This window comes from Aliiroseovarius sp. B-4 (assembly GCF_056857795.1).
In genome coordinates, this window is record NZ_JBSXNV010000041.1 from 296659 (window position 1) to 322837 (window position 26179).

Here is a 26179-nt window from a genome sequence, read left to right on the forward strand (position 1 = left end):
TTTTTCGTTCCGCAGGCCGGGGTTTTCCCCGCGCCCGCACATGTCTGCCCCTAGCTTTCGTAAAGTAACGATCCAGCAAAGGAGCCCTGTTTGATCTCTGCCCGTCCAACCGCGCAGTAGCTTTCTTCATCACCAGGCTTTACGCCACGCTTGGCCAGCATCGGCTCGGCGATTGCGCGAAAACGGTCTTGTTCGGCCTTGCTTTCCACATAGGCCAGCACCTCTTTCGAGGAATAGCCAAGCGTCATGGCATGTTTGCGCAGCGAAAACGCCTTGTTCAACAGTCGGAATTTCCGCAGCCGAATTGTCGGGCAGTTCTCGTCGATCAGATAGGCAATCGAAGCGCCCAATAGTTCTTCATGCATCCGGCTGTCGTCCCGCAATGCCGCATAATCCACGGACGAGGCCGCACCGGTGGCGGCGGTTGCCGCCATGGCCGTGGCGAAAGCAAAAGTACGAAGTTTCATCATCACAAATCTCCTTTTGTTGAAAAGGAGGTGGGGATGCACAATGTTGTCATGCAATAACAACACGCTGAAACGGACGCAGAAGCGCCAGTTTTCAGTATGTTGCGTTGCATATTCATCATCGTGTCTTTCATTTCAATTGCGCGTCGGCTCATTCCGCCGCGATGCTGGCTCTACCTTGCTTGTTTACACGAATGCGGTCTTCGATCTCGTCCCGGAAGTTGCGGATCAGACCTTGGATCGGCCATGCGGCCGCATCGCCAAGCGCACAGATCGTGTGGCCTTCGACCTGTTTGGTCACATCCCACAGCATGTCAATCTCGTCCACTTCGGCTTCGCCGCGCATCAGACGGTCCATCACGCGCATCATCCAGCCGGTGCCTTCGCGGCACGGCGTGCACTGGCCGCAGCTTTCGTGCTTGTAGAACTTGGACAGGCGCCAGATCGCCTTGATGATGTCGGTCTGCTTGTCCATGACGATCACGGCCGCGGTGCCCAGACCCGAGCCAAGCTCGCCGCGCAGATAGTCGAAATCCATGATCGCGTCGCGCATGTTCTCACCGCGCACGCAGGGCACAGACGAGCCACCGGGGATCACGGCTTTCAGGTTGTCCCAGCCGCCGCGAATACCGCCGCAATGTTTGTCGATCAGTTCCTCGAAGGAAATCGACATTGCCTCTTCAACCACGCAGGGGTTGTTCACGTGACCCGAGATGCCAAACAGCTTGGTGCCGGAGTTGTTGGGGCGGCCAAAGCCCGCAAACCATTCCGGCCCGCGCCGCAGGATGGTCGGCACAACGGCAATCGATTCCACGTTGTTCACCGTGGTCGGACAGCCATACAGTCCGGCACCCGCCGGAAATGGCGGCTTCATGCGCGGCATGCCCTTCTTGCCCTCAAGGCTTTCCAGAAGCGCGGTTTCTTCGCCACAGATATAGGCACCCGCCCCGTGATGCAGGAACAGGTCGAAATCCCAACCGGACTTGGCCGCATTCTTGCCCAACAGGCCCGCGTCATAACACTCGTCAATCGCGGCCTGCAACGCCTCGCGCTCGCGGATATATTCGCCGCGCAGATAGATGTAGCAGGTGTTTGCGTTCATCGCGAAAGAGGCGATCAGCGCGCCCTCGATCAGTGTATGCGGATCGTGGCGCATGATCTCGCGGTCTTTGCAGGTGCCGGGCTCGGATTCGTCCGCATTGATCACCAGATAGGCCGGGCGACCGTCACTTTCCTTCGGCATGAAAGACCATTTCAGACCGGTCGGGAACCCCGCCCCGCCGCGACCACGCAGGCCCGAGGCTTTCATCTGCTCGATGATCCAGTCCCGACCCTTCTTGAGGATCCCGGCGGTGCCATCCCAATGGCCGCGCTGCTTTGCGCCCGCAAGGGTGCGGTCGTGCATGCCATAAAGGTTGGTAAAGATCCGGTCTTTATCCTGCAGCATTCGTTCTTATCCTTCATCCGTCCGACGCTTGCGCCAGATCCGATACGTTACCACCAGGCCAAACAAGAACCCGGCAAGGGCCAGAAGATCCACCAACGCCATGGTCCTGTTGGACCAATCGAGGCTTTCCCCAACCCAAGTGCCACCGAGCCACAACGCACCGGTGAAGGCGATGACAAGACCTGCCAGGCGCCCTTCCCGCTGTACGTTGTTTTTTGGATCGGTGTGCATGATCTGTGTCATCCTTTAATAAACATCGCCCTTCTTGACCTTTTTCGAGAATGCGGTTTCCCCGCCCTCGGCCAAAGTCCTGGCTTGGTCTACCCAGCCGTCACGTTCGATCCGGCCTTTGAAGCTTAAGTTGTCGTCAACCCAGGCAATCTCGTCCGCTGTCCACTTTGCGATCTGATCGAAATGCCAGAAACCCAGACCATTCAGCGTCTGCTCCAACTTCGGACCGACACCCTTCAGTTGTTTCAGGTCGTCGGCACCGGATTTGCGCGGTTCTTTCAGGGTGCGCGGCTTTTTGGGCTTGCCGGTCGGCGCGGATGCCACCGCAGCGGCGGGTTTGGCCGCAGCCGTCTTGGAAGCAGTCTTGGCGGCTGTTTTCGATGGGGCTTTCTTGGCCGCTGGCTTCTTCGCAGCCGCTTTGCTGGCCTCAGGCTTCGCGGCGGGTGCTTCTTTCGTGGCAGGCTTTTCGGCTGTTGTCGGTGCAGCAGGCGCGGTCGCGGCCTCGACCGGCACCGGCGCGCCGTCCATTGCAGCGGCGGGGATGCTGGCTGCCGAAGCCGCCACCTCGTCCTTGCCTGCCGTGTCCGCTGTTGTTCTGGCGGTGTTGCCGCTCAGACTTGCGGCGGTCATGGAGCCCTTGGCGGGCCGTGTATCAACCACTTCGCCACAAAGGTATTTTTGCAGCAGTATCGCCGCGCCAACTGCCACGATGATGCCGACAATCAGGCCTAAAATCCAGCTTGGGATCATCAGAAAAATTGCGAACCCCAGCAAAGCGCCGATAATCCAGCAGATGTTCTTGCAGGTGAAAAACCCGGTATCTTTAGTCATTGTCCCTATCCCTGTTGTTGATGGTGGACACACAATCAGGCCGCACAGATGCGTTGGCGTTTTCTTGCCTTGTGATACGCTTATGTTCCATACGACCTGTCAACATACCTGGTTCCGTCAGACCTCGCCTTTCTTGCCTTTGCGCGAAAACTCGGTTTCACCGCCTTCGGCAAGGATTTTGGCTTGCTCCACCCAGCCGTCGCGTTCAATCCGCCCCTTGAAGGACAATTGATCGTCAACCCAGGCAATTTCATCCGCGCCCCATTTGGCAACCTGGTCGAAATGCCAGAAGCCAAGGCCGTTCAGGACACCTTCCAGCTTCGGGCCAACGCCCTTCAGCAGCTTCAGGTCATCCGCACCCGACTTGCGGGGGGCTTTCATGGTGCGCGGTTTCTTTGTTTCCTGACCTGCAACCGGTTGTGCGGCAGGTTTTACCGGAGGCTTGGCAATCTTCTTGTTGTCACCCTCGGGCACTTTTTGAACGGGTTTTTGCTTATTGGCGGGCTTGGGGTCCACGGCGGGTTTGGGCGGTTGCGCCTTGCCGCTGGTGGCGTTCTTGCCAAGCCACGAGGTCAGAAGCGGCACTTCGGTGCCATCAATCCGCTTGATCGTGTCGCCAAGATCAGTGGCCAGCTGCGCGCTTGCGTTATACTGCGTCTTGCCGCTGTCATATTCCTTGAGGCTGGTCAGCCCCGCCAGCGGTTCGGACGCATAGCGCCCGTTCTGCGGACCCGGCACCGGCACCTTGCCTGCGGCCAGATCATCCAGCAACTTGCCAAGGCTCTCAGCCGTCAGGTCTTCGTAGTAATCCTTGCCGATCTGGGCCATCGGCGCGTTGGTGCAGGCCCCCAAACATTCGACCTCTTCCCAGCTGAACTTGCCATCTGCGGACACGACATGCGGCTTGTCGGCTATCTTCTCGCGACACACCGCGATCAGGTCTTCGGCGCCGCAAATCATGCAGGACGTGGTGCCGCAAATCTGAATATGCGCAACCGACCCAACCGGTTGCAGCTGGAACATGAAGTAGAACGAGGCGACTTCCAGCACGCGGATATCCGCCATACCCAGCATGTCCGCGATATGTTCAATCGCGGGCTTGGTCAGCCACCCTTCCTGTTCCTGCGCGCGCCACAAAAGCGGGATCACCGCCGAGGCCTGACGCCCCTCGGGATATTTCGTGATCTGCGCTTCGGCCCAAGCCTGGTTGGCGGGGGTGAAAGCGAAACTTTCAGGCTGTTCATGATACAGACGGCGAAGCATTAGTAACCAACCTCGACTGATTTGAGGGTTTCCAGAAAGTCGGAGTTAATGCCATCGACATGTAAGATCGCAGCTTTGCGACCACGTTGCAGCGCAAAAACATAATTTCCGGCATCAATCACCATAGACTTGATCTCATATCCATCGTCCAGATACTCATCGAAATCTTTTGTTTCGGCAGCAGCACTCACCGGTCAATCTCCCCGAAAACGACATCCAGAGAGCCGATCACCGCCGAGCAATCGGCCAGCTGGTGGCCGCACATCATATAATCCATCGCTTGCAGATGCGGAAAACCCGGTGCGCGGATCTTGGCGCGATAGGGGCGGTTGGTCCCGTCGGCCACCAGATAGACGCCAAACTCGCCCTTCGGCGCTTCGACGGCGGCGTAAACCTCGCCTGCGGGCACTTTGAACCCTTCGGTGTAAAGTTTGAAATGGTGGATCAACGCTTCCATCGAGCGTTTCATCTCGCCACGTGGCGGCGGCGACAGCTTGCCTCGTGCCATAACGTCGCCCTGCCCATCCGGAGCGCGCAGTTTTTCAATCGCCTGATGCATGATTTTCAGCGACTGGCGCATCTCCTCCATGCGGACAAGGTAGCGGTCATAGCAATCACCGTTCTTTCCGACAGGGATCTGGAACTCGAATTCGTCATAGCATTCATAAGGTTGCGCGCGACGCAAATCCCACGCAAAGCCAGACCCGCGCACCATCACACCCGAGAAGCCCCAGTTCTGGATGTCTTCCTCGGTCACGACTCCGATATCGGCATTTCGCTGTTTGAAAATCCGGTTCTCGGTCAGCAGCCCGTCGATATCCGCGATCTTGGCAGGGAACTCGTTGGCCCATGTCTCGATATCGTCGATCAATTCGGGCGGCAGATCTTGGTGGACACCGCCAGGACGGAAATAGGCAGCATGCAAGCGTGCGCCACAAGCGCGTTCATAGAAGATCATCAGCTTCTCACGCTCTTCAAACCCCCATAGCGGCGGGGTCAGCGCGCCCACGTCCATCGCCTGCGTGGTGATATTCAGAAGGTGGTTCAGAATACGCCCGATTTCCGAGAACAGAACCCGGATCAGCGAGCCACGGCGCGGCACGTCCACACCGCACAGCTTCTCAATTGCCAAACACCAGGCGTGTTCCTGGTTCATCGGCGCCACGTAATCCAACCGGTCGAAATAGGGCAGGTTTTGCAGATAGGTGCGACTTTCCATCAGCTTCTCGGTGCCGCGATGCAAAAGACCGATATGCGGATCGCAGCGCTCGACGATCTCGCCGTCAAGCTCCAGAACCAGCCGCAAAACTCCGTGTGCCGCAGGGTGTTGCGGCCCGAAGTTCATGTTGAAATTGCGGATCTTCTGTTCACCCGTCAGGGCGTCGTTGAAATCCTTTGATCCGTCCATCATGCGCTCACCATCTTCTGGGTCCATTCCGCCGGAAGCTCACCCAGGAACGACTCGACGAAATTGTATTGCGGTTTAAGGGCTGCCTGAAGCTGGGCGCGTTGGCCCATCGGCAGGTCGGCTTTCATGCTTTGATGCACCACGCGGTCGAACGATGCGGGCTGAGGTGTGATCCCCAGAAACGCGCACAGGCGCTCGATGGCGGCGGGTGTGAACAGCCGTTCGTAAAACTCGATATGCAGCGCCTCGCGCGGGATGGCGCGGGTCAGCCGGTTCAGCGTGCGGCGATAGTTCGAGCGGTCGAGGATATTGTCCGCCGTGCCGTTCAGCACGCCATCAACCTTCGCAGCCAGCGCCGAACCGTCATTGCCGACCATCATACGGATGTTCGACCAGATCCGATCCACCGGATCACGCATCAGGTAAACAAACCGCACCTTGTCGGTCAGCGCGGCCATGGTTTTCAGCGATTTTTCTTTCAGCAGCCCATAGGCCGGGGTGAAATCGCCGATCACGCGGGCCTGTTCACCACCTTTCTGCACATAGCGCAGATAGGCCGCGTCATCGCGTGTCTTGCCGTCGAACACTGACAGCCAGCGCTCCAGATCGGCCACCAGCCGCTTCTGCCATGCAGTCGACGGGTCTTTGCGGGCGGCCTCAAGACGGCTCTGCGCCTGCGTGCGATAGTAATCGCCCGTGCCTTGCTCCAACGCATCGAAATAGTGCAGCTCCTTCATCGCCGGAAGATGACACTCCCGGTGGCCCGACAGGTAATCGAACAGCCAGCTTGTGCCAGCCTTCGTTGCCCCAAGGCAGAATATGAAGGTTTGCCCGCTCATCTGGTTCAGCCTTTGGCCTCGTCAGATTTCTCGTCGCCCGGCAGGATATAGTTGGCCCCTTCCCACGGCGACATGAAGTCGAACTGGCGGTATTCCTGGGTCAGCGACACAGGTTCGTAAACCACGCGTTTCTCGACCTCGTCATAGCGCACTTCGGTATAACCCGTGGTCGGGAAATCCTTGCGTAGCGGATGGCCGCGGAAGCCGTAATCGGTCAGGATACGGCGCAGATCCGGGTGGCCCGAGAACAGGATGCCGAACATGTCGAACACTTCACGTTCAAACCAGCCCGCCGAGGCGTGAACCTCGGTGATCGAAGGCACCATGTCGTCTTCGCGAATGGCGACCTTCACGCGGATGCGCTGGTTCGTGTACATCGACAGGAAGTGATAGACGACATCGAAACGCTGTTCCCGCGACGGATAATCCACCGCGGTGATGTCCACGAGCGTCGAGAACATGCAAGCCTTGTCGGCCTTCAGAAACTCGATGAACGCCGGGATCGCCGACAAGGGCACATTGACGGTCAACTCGCCAAAAGCAATCTCCCAGTTCAGCACGCAATCGGGGCGTTTGGCTTCCAGCAGGGTCCCAAGTTCGTTCAGGGCGTCGCTCATCGCTTACCTCACAATCGTGCCGGTGCGGCGGATTTTGCGTTGCAGTTGCAGGATTCCGTAAACAAGCGCCTCGGCGGTTGGCGGACAGCCGGGGACGTAAATGTCAACAGGCACGATCCTGTCACAGCCGCGCACCACGGAATAGGAATAGTGGTAGTAGCCACCGCCATTGGCACACGATCCCATCGAGATCACATAGCGCGGATCGGGCATCTGATCGTATACCTTGCGCAGCGCGGGCGCCATCTTGTTGGTCAGTGTGCCCGCCACGATCATCACGTCGGACTGGCGCGGGGAGGCGCGCGGGGCAACCCCATAGCGTTCAAGGTCGTAACGCGGCATGGACGCGTGCATCATTTCGACCGCACAACAGGCCAGACCAAAAGTCATCCAGTGCAGCGATCCGGTGCGCGCCCAGTTGATGATGTCGTCTGTGGTGGTCAGCAAAAAGCCCTTGTCGGCCAGTTGGTCGTTCAACAGGCGCGTGCCATGTTCGCGGTCGCCTTGTGCCGTGTTGGCTCCAGTCATCACTCCCATTCGAGCGCCCCTTTCTTCCACTCATACGCAAAGCCGATCGTCAATACAGCAAGGAACACCATCATCGACCAGAACCCGACCATCCCGACATCCTTGAAGGCCACGGCCCAGGGGAACAGAAAAGCGATTTCAAGGTCGAAGATGATGAATAGGATCGACACCAGATAGAACCGAACATCGAATTTCATCCGGGCGTCATCAAAAGCGTTGAACCCGCATTCGTAAGCACTGAGTTTTTCCGGGTCAGGATTGCGGACTGCCAGCACGACGGCTGCAAGGATCAGAACAAGTCCGATAACAATGGCTAATCCGAGGAAAATGATAATGGGGAGATATTCTCTGAGAAGGTCTTCCACGTGTGGCTCCTTTGAACGGTTTACCCGCCTGTCGCTAGCTATCAGCGGTTTACCTTTGCGGGTTGGCAGGGTCAACCGAGTGCATATCGCATTCGAGTTTTTGAATGCGATCGCAAAACCGGGGGCAGACCTGTCAGTATACCGTTGTTTGCAAGGGTTTCAGCCATGGGTTAAGCATTTCGCGCATGCAGAAATTCGTCACCTGTTAACCAAAAATCCATCGCGTTTTGCCATCTTGCAGCAAAAGACCGGCAAAACTGACAAAAAAAACAGAGACTCACTCACTTGAAATTGCCGGGTGCATTTCCAATCGGAACTGTCGGGTCATCACATGGGGGCAACATCGCCACAACGGTTCGGTCCGCTCTAGGCCCAACTGGGTTTGCGTTTGTCGAAGAAGGCGGCGATGCCTTCCTGCGCCTCAGCACTTTCCCAGCGCGCGACCAGACCGGCGATGGTTTCGTCAATGATCGCCTCGGTTATCGACGGACCAAGGCGACGGGCCAGGGCTTTGGCTTCAGCGACCGCGCCTGGCGCGACGGACAGATACGGCGTTACCTCTGCCTCGACGGCGGCGTCCAGATCCTCGGGCGCGACGGCTTTCGCCAGAAGGCCCAGCGTGACCGCTTCTTCCGCGTCAAAAATCCGCGCCGACATAAACACCCGGCGCGCCATTGCCTCGCCCAGACGGGCCAGCACATAGGGACCGATGGTCGCGGGGATCAGGCCCAAACGGGTCTCGGTCAGGCCGAATTTCGCGCCTGTTACACCGATGGATACATCCGAAACGGATGCCATACCGACACCGCCGCCAAACGCCTGCCCCTGAACCTTGGCAATCAAAGGCTTGGGCATTTCATTCAGCGCGTTCAGCATCATCGCGAGCTTCTTGGCCTCGACGCCCCGCGTCACCGGGTCCGCTGCCATCTGGTCCTGCATCCAGCGCAGATCGCCGCCCGCGCAGAAGCTCTTGCCCGCCCCGGTCAGGATCACGACGCGCACAGCGTCATCCGCGCCCAGCGCGTGGGCCGCGTCAGTCAGTTCCTCGATCATTAGTGCCGACATGGCGTTGTGCTTGTCTGCGCGGTCCAAAAGCAGCGTTGCGACGCCGCGCTCATCTGTGCTGACGGAAATCGTCTCGTAGCCCATGATCAGTCCCCTGCCCGCATCCGCCGCGCCATCTGGGCGGCTTGTTCCAGTATGTCGCGGTCCAGCCCGGTCGTGTATCCCAGTGCTGTTACGCGGTCATGCACCGCTTCGGTTGCCACATTGCCTTGCGCGCCGGGGGCATAGGGACAACCACCCAATCCACCGACGGCGGCGTCAAACACGCGCAGCCCCTTCTTCAACGATGCCTCGATATTGTCGCATGCGCGACCCGCCGTGTCGTGATAATGGCCCGCGAACATGTCCGGCCCCGCCACGCCCAGCACGGCATCCAGCATTGCGTCGATCGTCTCGGGTGTGGCCTGCCCAATCGTATCGCCCAGCGAGATTTCATAACACCCCATAGCAACCAATTGCTCTGCCACCCAGGCCACCTTGGCAGGCGGCGTCGGCCCATCGAAGGGGCAATCCGTCACGCAGGAGATATAGCCGCGCATCATGATCCCGGCCTCATTCGCCGCGTCTGCCACGGGCTGAAAGCGGTCAAGGCTTTCAGCGATGGTGCAATTAATGTTGGCCTTTGAAAACCCTTCTGACGCCGATCCAAAAATGGCGATCTCGTCAGCGTTGGCGGCCACCGCCCCTTCGAACCCGCGCAGGTTCGGCGTAAGCGCGGCATAGGACACTTCCTTGGCCCGAGTGATCCCGGACAGCACGTCCGCAGAATCCGCCATTTGCGGCACCCATTTGGGGCTGACGAAGCTGGCAACCTCGATCCGCTTGAAGCCTGCGCTGGACAGAAGATCGACCAAAGCGATCTTGTCTTCGGTCGGTATCTGGCGTTTTTCGTTCTGCAACCCATCGCGCGGGCCGACTTCGAATATTTCCACATAGTCCATCAGCGTCACTCCGCTTGTTTCATTCTTCGGGCACCGGATAGAAATCCTGCTGATAGAACCGTTGTTCGCCCTCGCGTTCGATCACCCGCTGATAGGACGGCATCGCTTCGATCCGCGCCTTATAAGCCAGAATGTTGGGAAACTCGTCCAGCTTCACATAGTAAGGCACGGCGAACAGGTTGAAGCCCAACATGATGTCAGCGCCCGAGAAACCTTTGTCCAGCAGCCAGTCGCGATCTGCCAGCCGCGCGTCAAGCCCAACGAGCGTATGGCGCAACCGGGCCACGTTCAGCTTGATAACAATAGGGCTGGGTTTCGCAGGCGGACGCAGGAACACCATTTGCAGGTTCAACTGCTCGACCAGGCTGGCCATGGTCTCGGAATAGTGAATCCATTGCAGGTAGTCGGTGCGCTCTGCCCCGCCCGGGTCCACACCCAGCTCGGGGGCGAACTCCTCGATCAGATACTGAACGATGGCACCGCTTTCGCTGATCCGCTTGTTGCCGATCTCCAGGGCGGGCACACGGGACGCGGTCGAGACTTTGGGCAGTTCGCCCTCATACATCTGTTTCGAGCCGATCTGGTATTCCACAACCTCAAGCGTGCGGCCCAGCTTTTCCTCAAGCCCGATTTCCTCAATCAGCCACAAAATGCGGATCGAGCGGGCATATTGCACGTGATGCAGACGGAAGGTCATCAGCTTTCCTCTTCTTCCTCAAGCCGCACAAGCGGGGCACCCGCTTCGACCTGATCGCCATCGGCGCAGAGCACGTCGGCCACTACACCGTCGCGGGCGGCGGTCAGGCTGTGTTCCATCTTCATCGCTTCCAGAATGGCCAACCGGTCGCCCTGCTTGACCGCCTGGCCCGCCTTAGCAAAGACAGTTTTCACAAGGCCGGGCATGGGTGCTTCGACCACACCTGCCCCGGTGCCCGCGCCCGCATCCTGATCCAACGGGTCAACGACATGGAACTCAAGCCCGCTTTGAGCGAAGACTGTCACGACATTCCCTGCCTTGGCAACGCGCGGGCCGCGATCGCCGCCCATCTTCCATTGGCCGTTCAGACAGGTCGCTTCGATGCTGTCCTCGCCAACGGTGATCAGGTGACGGTCGGCGCCGTAGGACGTTACGACGACTTCATACGTATCGTCGCCATGGGTCAGCGTCACAAAATGGTTGAGCCCACCCCAAAGCGTGAAGCCGGAGCCTTCGCGTTTCAGCAGATCAAGCGCGCACAAAGCGGCAGCGCCCACATCAGCCATGCTTGGTCCGGGGTCAGCGGTCAGCGCCTCAAGGTCGCGTTCGATCAGTCCTGTGTCCACGTCGCCCGCCGCAAAGCCCTCGTGCCGCGTCAGCGCGCCAAGAAAAGCAAGGTTCGTCACCGAGCCCGCGACTTCTGTATGGGTCAGCGCCGAAGACAATTGGCGCAACGCAGCCGCCCGCGATCCGGCATGCACCGTGATCTTGGCGATCATCGGGTCATAGAAAGGGCTGATCGTGTCCCCTGCCCGCACGCCGGTATCCGCGCGCGCACCTTCGGGGAACTTCAGATGCGTCAGCGTGCCGGTGGCGGGCAGGAAGCCCTTCGGCACATCCTCGGCATAAAGGCGCGCTTCAAAGGAATGGCCATTGATCGACAGCTCGTCCTGTTGCTTTGGCAGCCCTTCTCCGCTGGCCACGCGCAATTGCCATTCCACCAGATCGACGCCGGTGATCGCTTCCGTCACCGGGTGCTCGACTTGCAGGCGAGTGTTCATCTCCATGAACCAGAACCCATCGGTGCGTAGTCCATTCGCGCCATCCACGATGAATTCCACCGTGCCCGCGCCCTTATACCCGATGGCTTCGGCGGCGCGAACGCCGGCCAAGCCCATCGCCGCGCGGACCTCGTCGGTCATGCCCGGCGCAGGCGCTTCCTCGATCACCTTCTGATGGCGGCGTTGCAGTGAACAGTCACGTTCAAACAGGTGCACCGCTTGGGTGCCGTCGCCAAACACCTGCACTTCGATATGGCGCGGTGACAGGATGTATTTCTCGACCAGAACATCCGCGTTGCCGAAGGCGGTTTTCGCCTCACCCTGCGCGCTTGCCAAAGCATCCGCAAACTCCTTGGGGTCATCCACGCGGCGCATGCCTTTGCCGCCGCCGCCCGCCACGGCCTTAATCAAGACAGGATAGCCCATCTTGTCGGCCTCAGACGCCAACAGTGCGGGGTCTTGATCCGTGCCGTGATACCCGGGCACGACCGGCACGCCAGCCTCGACCATCAGTTTCTTGGCGGCATCTTTCAGACCCATCTTGCGGATCGCGCCTGACGACGGACCGATAAAGACCAACCCTGCCCTTTCAACCGCATCCACGAAATCGGGGTTTTCCGACAGGAACCCATAACCGGGATGGATCGCCTGCGCGCCCGTGTCCAGCGCCGCCTGAATGATCACATCGCCTTTCAGATATGAGTGTGCGGGTTGTGGTGGACCGATATGCACGGCCTCGTCCGCCATCTTTACATGGCGCGCGGCGGCATCGGCGTCGGAATAAACCGCCACCGTGGCCACACCCAGCTTGCGGGCGGTGTCGATCACCCGGCAGGCTATTTCGCCCCGGTTGGCAATCAGGATCTTCGTGAACATTTTTCTGTTCCTTTTTTCGGGCGGAGGAACCGGGGGCTGTCTGCCCCCGGACCCCCGAGGATATTTCCGGCCAGAAGAAAGGCCGGTTTTGATCACATGCGGAAGATGCCGAACTTCGTTGGCTCGATCGGAGCGTTCAGCGCGGCGAGAAGCGACAGATACAGCACGTCGCGCGATTTGCGCGGGTCGATCACGCCGTCATCCCACATCCGCGCCGAGGCATAGAGGGGATGGCTTTGTTCCTCGAACATATCAATGGTGGGTTGCTTGAAGGCAGCTTCTTCTTCCGCCGACCACTCGCCGCCCTGACGTTCGATCGCGTCGCGTTTCACCGTTGCCAGCACGCCCGCCGCCTGTTCGCCGCCCATCACCGAAATCCGCGAATTGGGCCAGGACCACATGAAACGGGGTTGATAGGCGCGCCCGGCCATGCCGTAGTTACCGGCCCCGTAAGAGCCGCCCACCACCATCGTCACCTTCGGCACGTTCGTCGTTGCCACCGCCGTCACCATCTTGGCGCCGTGCCGTGCGATGCCTTCATTCTCATACTTCCGGCCCACCATGAAGCCGGTGATGTTTTGCAGAAAAACCAGGGGGATATTCCGCTGGCTGCAAAGCTCGACAAAATGCGCGCCCTTTTGTGCGGCTTCCGAGAAGATCACGCCATTGTTGGCGATGATCCCGATGGGGCAGCCTTTCAGATGCGCGAAACCCGTGACCAGCGTGTCACCAAAGCGCGGCTTGAACTCATCAAAGCGCGAGCCATCGACGATGCGCATAATCACTTCGCGGATGTCGTAAGGCGTCTTGAGGTCGGCAGGCACCACGCCCAGCAGTTCCTCGGGGTCATAGGCCGGTTCTTCCGGTTCCTGCCACTTCACCGTCATCGGCTTAGCGCGATTCAGGCTTTCCACCGCGCGCCGTGCCAGGGCCAGCGCATGGGCGTCATCCTCGGCCAGATAATCGGCCACGCCGGACAGGCGCGTATGCACGTCACCGCCACCGAGGTCTTCTGCTGTGACAACCTCGCCCGTCGCGGCCTTCACCAAGGGCGGACCGGCAAGGAAGATTGTCCCCTGCTCTTTCACGATGATGGTCACATCCGACATGGCAGGCACATAAGCGCCCCCGGCGGTGCACGACCCCATCACCACGGCAATCTGCGGGATGCCCTTGGCTGACATCCGCGCTTGGTTGTAGAAAATGCGGCCAAAGTGGTCGCGGTCGGGGAACACCTCGTCCTGATTGGGCAGGTTCGCGCCGCCACTATCGACCAGATAGATGCACGGCAGATTGCATTCCTCGGCAATCTCCTGCGCGCGCAGGTGCTTTTTGACCGTCATCGGGTAATAGGTGCCGCCTTTGACGGTGGCGTCATTGCAGACCACCATCACCTCTTGCCCGTGCACCTGACCAATGCCTGCGATAACACCGGCACAGGGCGCAGCCCCGTCATACATACCATGCGCCGCCGTCGCCCCAACCTCGAGGAAAGGCGATCCGGGATCGAGCAGGTTCGACACCCGGTCGCGCGGCAGCATCTTGCCGCGGCTCAGGTGCCGTTCGCGCGATTTCTGCCCGCCACCCATCACGGCAGCCTCGGCAGCGTCAGCCACCACTTGCAACGCCTCAAGATGGCCCTCGCGGTTGGCTTTATACGCCTCGGAACCGGGCGTGGCTTGGGAAGTCAGTTTCATCTCAGCATCCTTCGTGGTTGCAGATTGCGTCGCCGTAACTGTTCAGGTCCGCCTCCAGCGCAAGCGCCTGGCGGGACGTCAATTGGAGCATGCAGGCAATGGACGCAGGGCCTCCGCCCGTGCCACCACCCCATTTCGAACGTTCATAGTCGCACGACGCGTCGCGGAAGGTGATCCAGGCGCGCTGCATTTCCAGAAGCGCGGGGGCTTGGTTGGGGGCCGCTGACCCAAGCGTCGCCATCTCTTCATCTTCGGCCTTCAGCCGGGTCATCAAAAGCCCATAGGCGCGGTTCAGGCGGCGGTCCCAGTCCTCGTATTCCAGCCCAAGACAGGACGACATGCCAACAGTGCTCGCCCCGCCTTTGGTTGCGTCCATGCAATAATTGGCCGCCGATCCAACGCAGCGCATCGGGTCGCCATCGTCCCCCAGGGCGGACAGGCAGTCCGTGGTGGGGTGGAAGCTGTAGGTGACATCCTGTGCCGGGGCCGGGACGGCCAGGATCAGCCACGCAACCGCCGTGAACAAGGGCCTGGACGCCGCTTGTGCGACATGTGCGGCCCTCATGCCAGATGCCCGGAGTCTGGTGGTCAAACTCATTGCAAAGTCACCTCATATCACGCAATTCGATGGTCCGACGTGCCGTCTGAACCATCATGCAATTCGCGGCTACGATCACCCGGATCGACCCGTCGCGCCACAGCGCATGGGCCAGTGCACATTCCGCATCGCGAAAGGCAATCCAGGCGCGCTGTGCGGCCAGAAGCTGGTCCAGAACCACCTGATCCCCGGCATGCGCCTTGCGCGTTGCCTTGTATTCCCGGTTCAAAAGTACATCCCACGCCTGGGTCTCGGCCTGGATACAGTCAGCAATGCCGATCGTGGTCTCGCCACCCGGCGTTGCCGTCTGGCACGCGTTCGAGGCCACGCCGATGCAGGACGGGTCAACCGCGCCACTGGGCGTCGAGGCCAGACAGGCGTCAACGGTCGCGCTGTCGAAAACCACATCCTGTGCCGCGATCTTCGTCGCGAAGAACGCAAGACCCACGGCGATGACGACGACAGCCAGACGGAAACCCATTACATCTTGCCCATCAATTCGCGCCCGATCAGCATTCGGCGGATTTCCGAGGTGCCCGCGCCGATCTCCATCAGTTTGGCGTCGCGGAAGATGCGGCTCACCGGGGTTTCATTCATGTAGCCTGATCCACCCATCGCCTGTACGGCCTGATGCGCCTGTTTCATCGCCTCTTCGGACGCATAAAGCACACAGGCGGCCGCGTCCTGACGCGTGACCTGACCGCGATCGCATGCCTTGGCCACTTCATAAACATAGGCACGGGCCGAGTTCATCGCGGTATACATGTCGGCAATCTTTGCCTGCATCAGTTGGAAGTCCCCGATGGGGCGGCCGAATTGTTTACGCTCTTTCATGTAAGGCATGATTTCATCCATGCAGGCGGCCATGATGCCGGTGCCGATGCCTGACAGCACGACACGTTCATAGTCCAGACCGGACATAAGCACGGCAACACCCTTACCTTCCGCGCCCAACACGTTCTCGAAGGGCACTTCGACGTCGTCAAAGATCAGCTCGGCCGTGTTCGACCCGCGCATCCCCAGCTTGTCGAAATGGGGCGAGGTGCTGAACCCCTTCATGTCTTTCTCGATAATGAAGGTGGTGATGCCCTTCGGGCCAGCCTCCGGGTCGGTCTTGGCGTAAACCACTAGGGTGTCTGCGTCCGGGCCATTGGTGATCCAGAACTTGGTGCCGTTCAACACATAGTAGCCATTGCGCTTTTCAGCCCGCAGCTTCATCGAAACGACATCCGACCCCGCCCCTGCTTCGGACATGGCCAAGGCCCCTATATGCTCGCCCGAAATCAGCTTGGGCAGGTATTTTTGCTTTTGTTCTTCGGTCGCATTGCGGCGGATCTGGTTCACGCACAAGTTTGAATGCGCGCCGTAGCTCAGCGAGACCGAGGCCGACGCCCGCGCGATCTCTTCCACGATCACAACATGCGCCAGATAGGACATGCCCGCCCCGCCATATTCTTCCGGCGTGGTGACACCCAGCAGTCCAAGCTCACCAAACTCGCGCCACAGATCATTGGGAAATTCGTTCTTCTGGTCGACCTCGGCAGCAATGGGCTTGATCCGGTCTTGCGCGAACCGGTGCACCATTTCGCGCATGGCATTCACGTCCTCTCCCAGGTCGAAAGTCATTGTGTGGTTGAACATCCGGTCATCCTCCATTTGGCACGCCGTGCCAGTCGCCATTATTGAACGCTTGTTCATTTAATCGCGCAAAGCCCGATTCGGGTCAATACGCGCGCTTATTCACGCAGCGTCACATCCACGGCACCCGGTTTCTTCTGGCCCCAAAATATCCTGGGGAAGAGCCAAATCCCCGATTTGGCTCTGGGGCGAAGCCCCTACTCCGCTTGCTGATACACCAGTCCGACCACATCCCGGATGATCCGGGCAATCTGGGCGCAATCGTCCAGGCTGAAGGTCAGCGGCACGCGCAGGTCCAGAATACCGCGCAACACCCGATCCGTCTTTGGCATCCGTGGCGCATCTGCATAGCGCCAACTGTCATAGCGGCTGGTGAAGCCCGTAGGCTCCGCCCCGCCGAACCATTTCAACTCCACACCACGACTTGCACATCGGCGCACCACCTCCTGCACACCGCCTTCGGCCCAATCAAGCAACAAGAACTGAAACGAGGACATGACGTAACCCTCGATCTCGGGACGTTCGATCAGGGTCAGTCCGGGCGTGTCGCGCAACCCCTGCTCTACCACATGATAGCGCGCGTTCCACGCGGCACACCGCTCCGCCAGGCCCGCAAGCTGAGGCCGCAAGATCGCCGCGCGCAGATTGTCCATCCGGCCCGAAATATTGGGGGTGACATATTTCACCCGCTCAAACACCTCGGACGGTGGCCCTGCCAAGTGCCGTTCGTACAGCATATAACTGCCCGACAGCACAATCGCCCGCGCCATCAGGTCGGGATCGTCCGAGATCAGAAGCCCGCCTTCACCCGAGTTTGCGTGTTTATAGGTCTGGGTCGAGTAAGCCGCCATCGCCCCATGCCGCCCCGACAGTGTGCCATTCCATCGCGCGCCCATCGTGTGGGCGCAATCCTCGATAACCTTCACACCTGCCGCGTCCGTGATCGCCATCAGCCGATCCATGTCACAGATATGACCGCGCATATGGCTGAGCAGCAGAACCCTGGGCGCATCCGGTTCCGCCACCTTCACCGCCAGATCATCCAGATCCAGGGTCAGTGCCTCTGTCACCTCGACAAAAACCGGCACAGCCCCCACCGAGGAAATCGCGCCCGGCACCGGGGCCAGTGTGAAGGCGTTGGTCAGCACCCGGTCGCCCGGTCCAACCCCCACCGCCCTCAGCGCGGTTGCCATCGCATAGCCGCCCGACGCCACCGCCAGCGCATATTTCGACCCCATCAGGGCAGCGAATTCCTGTTCCAGAAGCGCGGTTTGCGACACCTCACCCTCGGCCACGTTATAGCGATGCAAACGCCCATGGCGCAGCACATCCAATGCTGCCGCGATCCCCTCATCCGGGATCGGTTCTTGCTGGGTGAAAGTTCCGGTGAATCGCTCTGTCATACCTCGACCCTGCGCGGGGTCGAGCTTGGCGTCAATGGGCGGAGGTGGTCGCTATCCGATCAGCCGCGCCACCACGGCGTCCAGATCGTCGAAATGATCCAGCAGTGCTTCGGGTTCCAACCGCGACACGCCCGGCCCCTCCGGACCGAACCCCACAAGGATGCAGGGCACACCTGCGGCCTGTGCCGTTTTGCGGTCGGTTTCTGTGTCCCCGACCAAAAGTGCATGCGCGGGATCGCCGCCTGCGCCCTGCGCCGCAGCGACAAACGGGGCCGGGTCCGGTTTGCGGGTCGGCAACGTATCCGCCCCGATCAGCGACGTAAAATGGCCCAGGATATCCAGCCGCGTCAGCAACAGCCGCGCCAGCCCTTCAGGCTTGTTCGTGCATATCCCCACGGCATAGCCGTTGTCATGCAGTCGCGCGACCGCCTCCATCGCACCGGGATACAGGCGCGTGTGGCGATCGATGTCATCCTCATAGGCGATCAAGAGATTGGGAAACTCGCGCTCGATATCAGCGTCATTGACCGCGCCACCATTCACCCGCGAAAAACCAAGCCGCAGCATCGCGCGGCCACCGTGAAAAGCAGTCAGTTGATCGACGCTTGGATCCAGAACCTCACCATGCCCCAACGCCGCGAAACACGCATTCGCCGCCGCGATCAGATCGCCGGACGTATCCGCCAAGGTGCCATCCAGATCGAAGATCACCGTTCGTCGCCCTGAACGCCGCACCGGCGTTGCGTTGTTCGTCATTTTTTGTTCCCAGCCTTTGGAATTTCCACGCAAAGCCTGTAACCTCGCGTAAGGTTAATTGAACAGCTTTCGCTTGCGAGCCGCGCCCCAAGGGGTAAAACGGACCAAAAGAAATTGAAAGAGCAGATAGATATGGCGACCGCCCTGATTGTCCTTGCCGCTGGCATGGGAACACGGATGAATTCAGACCTGCCGAAAGTCATGCATCAAGTTGCAGGTGCACCCTTGTTTGCCCATGCACTGGCATCCGGGGCTGCATTGTCGCCCGACCGCGTGGTGCTGGTTGTGGGGCATGGCGCCGAGCTGGTCGAGGCGGCAGCCAAGGAGATTGACCCCGAGATATCCATCGCCGTGCAGGCAGAACAGCTTGGCACCGGGCACGCGGTGCAGCAGGCACAGGCCGCTCTTGATGGGTTCGCGGGCGATGTCTTCGTCCTGTATGGCGACACCCCGTTCATCCGCCCGGAAACGCTGGAAACCATGGCCGCCGCGCGCACTCAGGGTGCCGACGTGGTTGTGCTGGGGTTCGACGCCGCCGATCCCGGTCGCTATGGCCGCCTGATCGTCGTGGATGGCGCGTTGGACCGCATTGTTGAATTCAAAGATGCATCCGCAGATGAACGCGCCGTAACCCTTTGCAACAGCGGCGTTATCGCCGCAGACGCCGGGCTTCTGTTCGACCTTCTGGATGGGGTCGGCAACGACAATGCGTCAGGTGAATACTACCTGCCCGATATTGTATCTGTCGCGCGCGCACGCGGCCTGACCGCTTCTGTCGTCACCTGCGACGAGGCCGAGACGCTGGGCATCAATTCCCGCGCCGAACTGGCCGATGCCGAGGATGTTTTCCAAACCCGCGCTCGAGATGCCGCACTGGAAGATGGCGTGACTTTGATCGCTCGCGATACGGTCTATTTTGCCTATGATACGGTCATCGGACGCGACAGCGTGATCGAGCCCAACGTGGTCTTCGGCCCCGGCGTCACCGTGGAAAGCGGGGCTTTGATCCGCGCTTTTTCACACCTTGAAGGATGCCACGTCTCGCGCGGTGCCGTGGTCGGCCCCTATGCCCGCCTGCGGCCCGGAGCCGAATTGGCCAATGACGCCAAGGTCGGCAATTTTGTGGAAATCAAGAACGCCCAGATCGAGGAAGGCGCGAAGATCAATCACCTGTCCTATGTTGGCGACGCCCGGGTGGGTGAGCACGCCAATATCGGCGCGGGCACGATCACCTGCAATTATGATGGTGTCTCCAAACATCACACAAATATTGGCGCGCGGACCTTCATCGGTTCGAATACTTGCCTTGTCGCGCCCGTCTCGGTCGGGGATGAGGCAATGACGGCGACCGGCACCGTTGTCACGAAAAACGTGCCAGCCGGCGCGATGGCCGTGGGCCGTGCGAAGATGGAGGTCAAGCCCGGCCTAGCCCTCAAATTGTTTGAAAAGTTAAAGGCCGCAAAGGCCAGACGCCAGAAAGGGTCCTGAAAATGTGTGGTATTGTAGGGGTCCTGGGCAATCACGAAGCTGCGCCGATCTTGGTCGAGGCGCTGAAGCGGCTGGAATATCGCGGCTATGACAGTGCCGGGATTGCAACCATCAACGAGGCGGGCGAACTGGATCGCCGCCGCGCGGTCGGCAAGCTGGTGAATCTGTCGGACACGCTGGTCCACAATCCGCTGGCGGGGAAGTCCGGCATCGGTCACACCCGCTGGGCCACGCACGGGGCGCCCACCACCGAAAACGCCCACCCGCACAAGGCGGGACCGGTCGCGGTGGTGCACAATGGCATCATCGAAAATTTCCGCGAATTGCGAGAAAAGCTCGCCGCAGAGGGTTTGAAATTCTTGACCGAGACGGACACGGAAACCGTTGCCCTGCTGGCCCAAAGCCATATCGCCCGCGGCAAATCCCCCAAAGAGGCCGTCGCCGCCACGCTTGCCGAGTTGGAGGGCGCATTTGCGCTGTGTTTCCTGTTTGACGGCGAGGATGATCTGATGATCGCCGCGCGCAAGGGCAGCCCTTTGGCGATCGGTCATGGCACAGGCGAGATGTTCGTCGGCTCCGACGCCATCGCGCTCGCCCCGATGACCGACAAGATCACCTATCTGGAAGAAGGTGATTGGGCCGTCATCACCCGCGACGGAGCCGAGATTTATGATCACAACGGTCGCCTTGCCAATCGCCCGATGAAACAGGTCCGCCTTGATTCCGCCCGGATCGAGAAAGGCGGATACAAACACTATATGGCGAAAGAGATTGCCCAGCAGCCCACTGTCGTGGGCGAGGTGCTGAATGCCTATGTGAAGGATGATCGGATCGCGATGAAGCTTGGCGGCATTGACTTTGCCGATGTCGATCGCCTGTCCATCGTGGCCTGCGGCACGGCTTACTATGCGGGGCTGGTGGCGAAATACTGGTTCGAACATTACGCCCGCCTGCCCATCGACATCGACGTGGCGTCGGAGTTTCGCTATCGCGAAGCGCCCTTTGCGCCTAAGACGCTGGGTGTCTTTGTCAGCCAATCCGGTGAAACCGCCGACACCCTGGCCGCGCTGCGCTATTCAGCAGGCAAGGTCGACAAGATCGTCAGCCTGATCAACGTGCCCGAAAGCTCGATCGCGCGTGAAAGCGACGTGGCGGTGGAAATTCATGCCGGGCCAGAAGTGTCTGTGGCCTCCACCAAGGCGTTCACCTGCCAGTTGACCTGCTTTGCCATCATGGCGCTGAAAGCGGCCCATGACCGCGGCCATCTGGACGATACAGGCCTTGCCGCGCATTTGGCCGATCTGCGCCAATTGCCGGGGCTGATGAGCCACGCGCTGACCATCGACACCGCGACGAAAGAGATCGCCGCGAAACTGGCCGAGGCGCGCGATGTGCTGTTTTTGGGGCGCGGACAGATGTTCCCTCTGGCGCTTGAAGGCGCGCTAAAATTAAAGGAAATCAGCTATATACACGCCGAAGGTTATGCCTCTGGTGAATTGAAGCATGGCCCCATTGCGTTGGTCGACAAAGCCACGCCGACGGTGGTCATGGCACCCCATGACGGGCTGTTCGACAAAACCGTGTCCAACATGCAGGAGGTCATGGCGCGTGGGGGGCGCGTGGTCCTTGTGTCCGACGCGCGCGCCGCGAAAGAGGCGGGCGACGGTGTGTGGCAATCCCTCGCCCTTCCCGAAGCGCCCGAACTGATCCAGCCGATCCTTTACGCGATCCCCGCGCAGTTGCTTGCCTATCACACGGCGATTGCCAAAGGCACCGACGTCGACCAGCCGCGCAACCTGGCCAAATCGGTCACGGTCGAATGACGCTGGACGAGGCGCTGACCGCCCTGCGTGCCCAAGTCGAAGAGGGCCGTGCCGAGAGCATGGCGGCATATCACAAGCAAACGCGCGAGGTGCTTGGCATCCCAAACCCCGCGCTGAATGACCTGACAAAAAGCTGGCGGCAGTCCCTGTCGATCGAGGACCGCGTGACATTGGCCGATGAGCTTTGGCAGGCGGATATTTTCGAGGCCCGCATCGCAGCGGCGAAACTGCTGACCCAAGCCCGGCTGCGCCCGGACGAAGCGGCTTGGACGCTGATCCAAAGCTGGGTGGCCGATTTCGACAGTTGGGCGATTGCTGACCACGCCTGCATGGCTGGGCAGAAACGGTTGGTGGCCGACCCGGCACGCATCAACACGGTCGAAAGCTGGACAAAGTCCGACCATATGTGGACCCGACGCGCGGCACTGGTCATCACCCTGCCCTGGACAAAGCAGAACAACCCCAAGCCAGAGGAATTGGCAATCCGCGACCGCGTGCTTGGCTGGGCATCGACCTATGTCGATGACCCGGAGTGGTTCATCCAGAAGGCTATCGCCTGGTGGCTGCGCGATCTGTCCAAACACGACCCGGACCGCACCCGCGCCTTTCTGGAGGCACATGGCGACAGGATGAAAGCCTTTGCGCGGAAGGAGGCCGGGAAGTATCTAGCCTAACGGTTTGGCCTCACGACAAAGGACAGCAGAAGGCAAACCCCGCCAGCCACGCCCAGAAAAACCGAAAGCGGTAGGTTCAAGCTTTCTTGCAACACTCCGTTTTCATCTACCCCGCCATAAAACACCCGTTCGGCCAGCCATGATGTGGCGGCAAACACAAGCGACACCAGACCAAGCGTGCGCAAAAGCTTTTTCATGTTAGAATCCTATTGCATAAGGTCATACCTGCGTTAAGGCGCATCTGGTTCTCGCAATTCCCTGCGCATGATCTTACCCGTGGCAGTCATTGGCAGTTCATCGACGAATTCGACCAGTCGCGGGGCGACATGGGGGCTGATCCGATCGCGAACAAGCTGAATCAACTGGTCGGCCATACCGGCCTCGTTCGCTCCCGCACGCAACACGACGAAGGCTTTGACCGCCTCGGTTCGCAACGGGTCTGGCACTCCCACCACGGCTGCCATCGCAACATCGGGATGTGTTTGCAGACAGTTTTCAATCTCGGACGGGCCGATACGATAGCCGGCCGACGTGATCACGTCGTCGTCCCGGCTCGCAAAGGTGAAATAACCATCGGTATCGCGCACCGCCAGGTCGCCGGTGCGCATCCAGTCTTGATCGAATTTCGCGGCTGTCTTGTCGGGTAGGTTCCAATAGCTCAGAAACATAACAGGGTCGCCCGTGCGCACGGCGATCTCGCCCATTTCACCAGGCGGAGACGGGTTGCCGTGTGCGTCAATGATGGCCACATCATGGCCCGGAATGGGTTGCCCCATGCTGCCGGGTTTGACGGCCATCGCTCCCGCGACCGAAGACAGGACAAGGTTGCATTCGGTCTGGCCATAAAACTCGTTCACATCCACGCCGAGCACTTCTCGCGCCCAGCCCAACAAGCCTGCCCCAAGGCTTTCCCCCCCCGACCCGATCGAGCGGATCTGGACATCGTCAGCCGGCGCATCCGATTGACGCAGCAGCTTCAGCGCCGTGGGCGGCATGAAGAGATTGCGAATCCTGTGCGCCGCGATCAAGCGATAGGCGGCATCGGCGTCAAACTTTCGCATCCGATGGCTGACAATCGGCACGCCGAAATAGAGAAACGGCAGGGCCAGATCCATCAAGCCACCGATCCACGCCCAATCGGCGGGTGTCCAGCCCTTGTCGCCGGCCTGCGGAAAATCCTCGTTATAGGTTTCGACACAGGGCAGATGACCGAGAAGAAACCGATGCGCGTGCAAAACGCCCTTGGGCGGCCCGGTGGTGCCGGAGGTATAGATCATCACCGCCGGGTCTTCGGCCAGCGTCACGTCAGGTTTTGGCAGCGGGTCTGCCGCATCAATCTCGGCCCAGAAATCCCGCGCCGAGTCGATCGGACTGGTTGAGTAAACTTCGGCCAGATCGGGAAGGGCGTCGCGAATCTCGGTCAGTTTTTCAAGGTTTTGTGCATCTGTAACCACCACTCGCGCACCACTGTCGGACAAGCGATAGAACAACGCATCAGCGCCGAACAAGGTGAACAGAGGCAAAACGACCGCGCCCAGCTTATAGGCCGCGAAATGGGTGATCAGCACTTCTGGCCCCTGCCCCAACAACACCGCGATCCGGTCGCCTTTGCCAAGACCACGCGCCCGCAGAACTGTCGCCAACCGGTCGGACGCCGCTTTCAGATCGCCAAAACTCCAGTCGTCCGCCGCTCCGTTCTGTGCCACATGGGTCAGAGCAACGCGGCCCGCGTCCAACGCGGCCCAGCTGTCACAGCATCGTTCGGCGATGTTGAAACATTCAGGGATGTCCCACGCGAAATCGTCGCGCATGTCGCGCCAATCACCCCAACGCACGATCAGTTTGCGCGCCCGGCTTTCGATCAGCCAGTCCGCGTCAGACAGACGCGGGGTCACGATCCAAAGACAACCAGCTCATGCAAACCCGAGATGTCGAGGTCCAGCAATTGAAGCGTCGACAGGGACACGCGACTGCCACCGCCCGACGCGGGGCGCAGGGTGACTTTCACGGTTCGACCGGTTGTCTTGGACTGCACGCGGCCTTGAGTTTCGGATGACACCAGCGACGTTTCGACCCAGAAGCCCGGTGCAGTCGGGTCGCCAAGACTTGCGACCGTTACGCCCAGCGATCCCGCCGCCGCATTGGGCGCGGTCGTGGCGGCAGCCATCCGGTCTTCCTCTGTGGCGGTATCCAGCTCATCCACCGTGATCGCATCCTCTGGCGGAGGAGGCGGCAAGTCGGCGTTATATGTCGGCTGGTTTTGCAAATGTGGCGGGCGGGGCATGATATTGTTCATATCCAGACCGGAACACCCGGCCAGAGTAAGAAAAATAGCAGGCATGAGAATGACATGTTTCATATCTACAGGGTGGCGCAATTCGCGGTCTGTTTCAACGGCAGAATTCGCCCGATCATGACTTGCGCGCCCGTCCGCCCGTGCTTAGGTTCTACCCATGAATACACCTCGGCTTGTCGATCCGTTCATGCGGGCGGTCACCTATCTGCGCTTGTCCGTCACGGACCGGTGCGATTTCCGCTGCACCTATTGCATGTCCGAGAATATGACCTTTCTGCCCAAAAAAGACCTTCTGACGCTTGAGGAACTGGATCGCATCTGCACCGCTTTTATTGGCCTTGGCGTGCGCAAGCTGCGCATCACCGGGGGCGAACCGCTGGTCCGCAAAGGAATCATCGGCTTTTTCGAAGGCATGGGTCGGCATCTGGACAGCGGCGCATTGGACGAGTTGACGCTGACCACGAACGGGTCGCAACTGCACCGGTTTGCGGCTGATCTGTATGCGGCGGGGGTGCGACGGGTAAACATTTCGCTTGATACGCTGGATGAGGACAAGTTTGCCCGTATCACCCGTTGGGGCCGGCTGCCGCAGGTCATGCGTGGCATCGACGCCGCCCTTGAAGCCGGATTGAAGGTCAAGATCAACGCCGTCGCCCTGAAAGGCTTCAACGACAGCGAATTGTTCGATCTTGTCGATTGGTGTGCCCAGAAGGGCATGGACCTGACCTTTATCGAGGTCATGCCGATGGGCGATATGGGGGAAGAGGATCGACTGGACCAATACTGGCCGCTCTCGGACCTGCGCGCGCAACTGGCTGAACGCCTGACACTGTCCGACCTGAGCGAGACCACCGGCGGTCCGGCACGGTATATGCGGGTCGAAGAAACCGGGCAGAAAATCGGCCTGATCACACCCCTGACCCATAATTTCTGCGAAAGCTGCAACCGGGTAAGGATGAGTTGCACCGGTCAGTTCTACACCTGTCTGGGTCATGATGGCATGACAGACTTGCGCGCGCCTTTGCGCGCCTCGGAAAGTGATGCAGTGCTGATCGACGCCATTTATGCCGCCATTGGACGCAAGCCCAAGGGGCATGATTTCGACTATTCCCGGCAAGGGGTGAAGGGCCAGACGATCCGTCACATGAACCACACGGGCGGTTAAGGGCG

The 26179-nt window shown here is 60.0% G+C and carries 28 protein-coding genes; 4 read left to right on the plus strand and 24 right to left on the minus strand.

Features of this window, described 5'->3' with window-relative positions; genetic code table 11:
• Window positions 1–50: 50 nt before the first annotated feature.
• The 21 genes from AC13C8_RS16830 to AC13C8_RS16930 form a co-directional block, all read right to left on the minus strand.
• Window positions 51–470, minus strand: a complete 420-nt coding sequence (locus AC13C8_RS16830; protein WP_091429428.1) for a DUF5333 domain-containing protein — start codon at window positions 468–470, stop codon at window positions 51–53.
• Between the two features lie 148 nt (window positions 471–618).
• Window positions 619–1914, minus strand: a complete 1296-nt coding sequence (gene nuoF, locus AC13C8_RS16835) for an NADH-quinone oxidoreductase subunit NuoF (protein ID WP_482848477.1) — start codon at window positions 1912–1914, stop codon at window positions 619–621.
• Window positions 1915–1920: 6 nt separating this feature from the next.
• Complete coding sequence (locus tag AC13C8_RS16840) at window positions 1921–2145, minus strand: DUF5337 domain-containing protein (RefSeq protein WP_482848478.1); 225 nt, start codon at window positions 2143–2145, stop codon at window positions 1921–1923.
• A gap of 15 nt (window positions 2146–2160) precedes the next feature.
• Window positions 2161–2976 carry an NADH:quinone oxidoreductase gene (locus AC13C8_RS16845; RefSeq protein ID WP_482848480.1) on the minus strand — a complete coding sequence of 272 codons (816 nt, stop codon included), beginning with the start codon at window positions 2974–2976 and terminating at the stop codon, window positions 2161–2163.
• Between the two features lie 117 nt (window positions 2977–3093).
• The gene (locus AC13C8_RS16850) at window positions 3094–4239 is read right to left on the minus strand and encodes an NADH-quinone oxidoreductase subunit E (RefSeq protein WP_091429425.1); all 1146 of its coding nucleotides are present in this window, start codon (window positions 4237–4239) and stop codon (window positions 3094–3096) included.
• Complete coding sequence (locus AC13C8_RS16855) at window positions 4239–4430, minus strand: hypothetical protein (RefSeq protein WP_091429424.1); 192 nt, start codon at window positions 4428–4430, stop codon at window positions 4239–4241. The genes AC13C8_RS16850 and AC13C8_RS16855 overlap by 1 nt, the downstream gene beginning before the upstream one ends.
• Window positions 4427–5647, minus strand: a complete 1221-nt coding sequence (locus AC13C8_RS16860) for an NADH-quinone oxidoreductase subunit D (RefSeq protein WP_091432148.1) — start codon at window positions 5645–5647, stop codon at window positions 4427–4429. Before AC13C8_RS16860 ends, AC13C8_RS16855 begins: the two co-directional genes overlap by 4 nt.
• A complete protein-coding gene (locus tag AC13C8_RS16865; protein WP_482848482.1) occupies window positions 5647–6486 on the minus strand; it encodes a sulfotransferase in 840 nt (279 codons plus the stop codon). The genes AC13C8_RS16860 and AC13C8_RS16865 overlap by 1 nt, the downstream gene beginning before the upstream one ends.
• A gap of 5 nt (window positions 6487–6491) precedes the next feature.
• Window positions 6492–7103: an NADH-quinone oxidoreductase subunit C gene (locus AC13C8_RS16870; protein WP_091429421.1), complete on the minus strand. Its 612-nt coding sequence runs from the start codon at window positions 7101–7103 to the stop codon at window positions 6492–6494.
• 3 nt (window positions 7104–7106) lie between these two features.
• Window positions 7107–7640, minus strand: coding sequence for a NuoB/complex I 20 kDa subunit family protein (locus tag AC13C8_RS16875; RefSeq protein WP_091429419.1), 534 nt, complete (start codon window positions 7638–7640; stop codon window positions 7107–7109).
• Window positions 7631–7996, minus strand: a complete 366-nt coding sequence (locus AC13C8_RS16880) for an NADH-quinone oxidoreductase subunit A (RefSeq protein WP_091429417.1) — start codon at window positions 7994–7996, stop codon at window positions 7631–7633. The genes AC13C8_RS16875 and AC13C8_RS16880 overlap by 10 nt, the downstream gene beginning before the upstream one ends.
• A gap of 366 nt (window positions 7997–8362) precedes the next feature.
• Window positions 8363–9145, minus strand: a complete 783-nt coding sequence (locus AC13C8_RS16885; RefSeq protein ID WP_482848484.1) for a crotonase/enoyl-CoA hydratase family protein — start codon at window positions 9143–9145, stop codon at window positions 8363–8365.
• Window positions 9146–9147: 2 nt separating this feature from the next.
• The gene (locus AC13C8_RS16890) at window positions 9148–10002 is read right to left on the minus strand and encodes a hydroxymethylglutaryl-CoA lyase (RefSeq protein ID WP_482848485.1); all 855 of its coding nucleotides are present in this window, start codon (window positions 10000–10002) and stop codon (window positions 9148–9150) included.
• 19 nt (window positions 10003–10021) lie between these two features.
• Window positions 10022–10699, minus strand: coding sequence for a glutathione S-transferase family protein (locus AC13C8_RS16895; protein ID WP_091429414.1), 678 nt, complete (start codon window positions 10697–10699; stop codon window positions 10022–10024).
• Window positions 10699–12636 (minus strand): acetyl/propionyl/methylcrotonyl-CoA carboxylase subunit alpha, encoded by a 1938-nt coding sequence (locus tag AC13C8_RS16900; protein ID WP_482848486.1) that lies wholly within the window; start codon window positions 12634–12636, stop codon window positions 10699–10701. Before AC13C8_RS16900 ends, AC13C8_RS16895 begins: the two co-directional genes overlap by 1 nt.
• Window positions 12637–12728: 92 nt before the next feature.
• Entirely contained in the window at window positions 12729–14333 is a 1605-nt protein-coding gene (locus AC13C8_RS16905) for a carboxyl transferase domain-containing protein (RefSeq protein WP_482848487.1), read from the minus strand.
• A 1-nt stretch (window position 14334) separates the two neighbouring features.
• Window positions 14335–14931, minus strand: coding sequence for a lysozyme inhibitor LprI family protein (locus AC13C8_RS16910; protein WP_482848488.1), 597 nt, complete (start codon window positions 14929–14931; stop codon window positions 14335–14337).
• A 7-nt stretch (window positions 14932–14938) separates the two neighbouring features.
• On the minus strand, window positions 14939–15412 hold the full coding sequence (locus AC13C8_RS16915; protein ID WP_091429408.1) for a lysozyme inhibitor LprI family protein: 474 nt from the start codon (window positions 15410–15412) through the stop codon (window positions 14939–14941).
• Entirely contained in the window at window positions 15412–16572 is a 1161-nt protein-coding gene (locus tag AC13C8_RS16920; RefSeq protein ID WP_091432145.1) for an isovaleryl-CoA dehydrogenase, read from the minus strand. The genes AC13C8_RS16915 and AC13C8_RS16920 overlap by 1 nt, the downstream gene beginning before the upstream one ends.
• 194 nt (window positions 16573–16766) lie before the next feature.
• Complete coding sequence (locus AC13C8_RS16925) at window positions 16767–17972, minus strand: DegT/DnrJ/EryC1/StrS family aminotransferase (protein ID WP_482848489.1); 1206 nt, start codon at window positions 17970–17972, stop codon at window positions 16767–16769.
• Window positions 17973–18023: 51 nt separating this feature from the next.
• Window positions 18024–18728, minus strand: a complete 705-nt coding sequence (locus AC13C8_RS16930; RefSeq protein ID WP_091429405.1) for an HAD-IA family hydrolase — start codon at window positions 18726–18728, stop codon at window positions 18024–18026.
• A gap of 132 nt (window positions 18729–18860) precedes the next feature.
• Here AC13C8_RS16930 and glmU point away from each other — a divergent pair, with 132 nt between their 5' ends.
• The 3 genes from glmU to AC13C8_RS16945 are packed head-to-tail and all read left to right on the plus strand — an operon-like array spanning window position 18861 to window position 22713.
• A complete protein-coding gene (gene glmU / locus AC13C8_RS16935) occupies window positions 18861–20216 on the plus strand; it encodes a bifunctional UDP-N-acetylglucosamine diphosphorylase/glucosamine-1-phosphate N-acetyltransferase GlmU (RefSeq protein WP_482848490.1) in 1356 nt (451 codons plus the stop codon).
• Window positions 20217–20218: 2 nt separating this feature from the next.
• Window positions 20219–22039, plus strand: coding sequence for a glutamine--fructose-6-phosphate transaminase (isomerizing) (gene glmS / locus AC13C8_RS16940; protein WP_482848491.1), 1821 nt, complete (start codon window positions 20219–20221; stop codon window positions 22037–22039).
• Window positions 22036–22713, plus strand: a complete 678-nt coding sequence (locus AC13C8_RS16945; protein WP_482848492.1) for a DNA alkylation repair protein — start codon at window positions 22036–22038, stop codon at window positions 22711–22713. Before glmS ends, AC13C8_RS16945 begins: the two co-directional genes overlap by 4 nt.
• On the opposite strand, the gene AC13C8_RS16950 is transcribed toward AC13C8_RS16945, so the two are convergent.
• From AC13C8_RS16950 to AC13C8_RS16960, 3 genes are read right to left on the minus strand one after another with little or no spacing between them, the layout of a single operon-like run.
• Window positions 22710–22910 (minus strand): DUF3955 domain-containing protein, encoded by a 201-nt coding sequence (locus tag AC13C8_RS16950; protein WP_091429398.1) that lies wholly within the window; start codon window positions 22908–22910, stop codon window positions 22710–22712. The genes AC13C8_RS16945 and AC13C8_RS16950 overlap by 4 nt on opposite strands.
• 33 nt (window positions 22911–22943) lie before the next feature.
• Entirely contained in the window at window positions 22944–24608 is a 1665-nt protein-coding gene (locus AC13C8_RS16955) for an AMP-binding protein (protein ID WP_482848493.1), read from the minus strand.
• Window positions 24605–25054 carry a D-galactarate dehydratase gene (locus tag AC13C8_RS16960; RefSeq protein WP_482848494.1) on the minus strand — a complete coding sequence of 150 codons (450 nt, stop codon included), beginning with the start codon at window positions 25052–25054 and terminating at the stop codon, window positions 24605–24607. The genes AC13C8_RS16955 and AC13C8_RS16960 overlap by 4 nt, the downstream gene beginning before the upstream one ends.
• 112 nt (window positions 25055–25166) lie before the next feature.
• Here AC13C8_RS16960 and moaA point away from each other — a divergent pair, with 112 nt between their 5' ends.
• Window positions 25167–26174: a GTP 3',8-cyclase MoaA gene (gene moaA, locus AC13C8_RS16965; protein ID WP_091429395.1), complete on the plus strand. Its 1008-nt coding sequence runs from the start codon at window positions 25167–25169 to the stop codon at window positions 26172–26174.
• The last annotated feature ends 5 nt before the right edge of the window (window positions 26175–26179 follow it).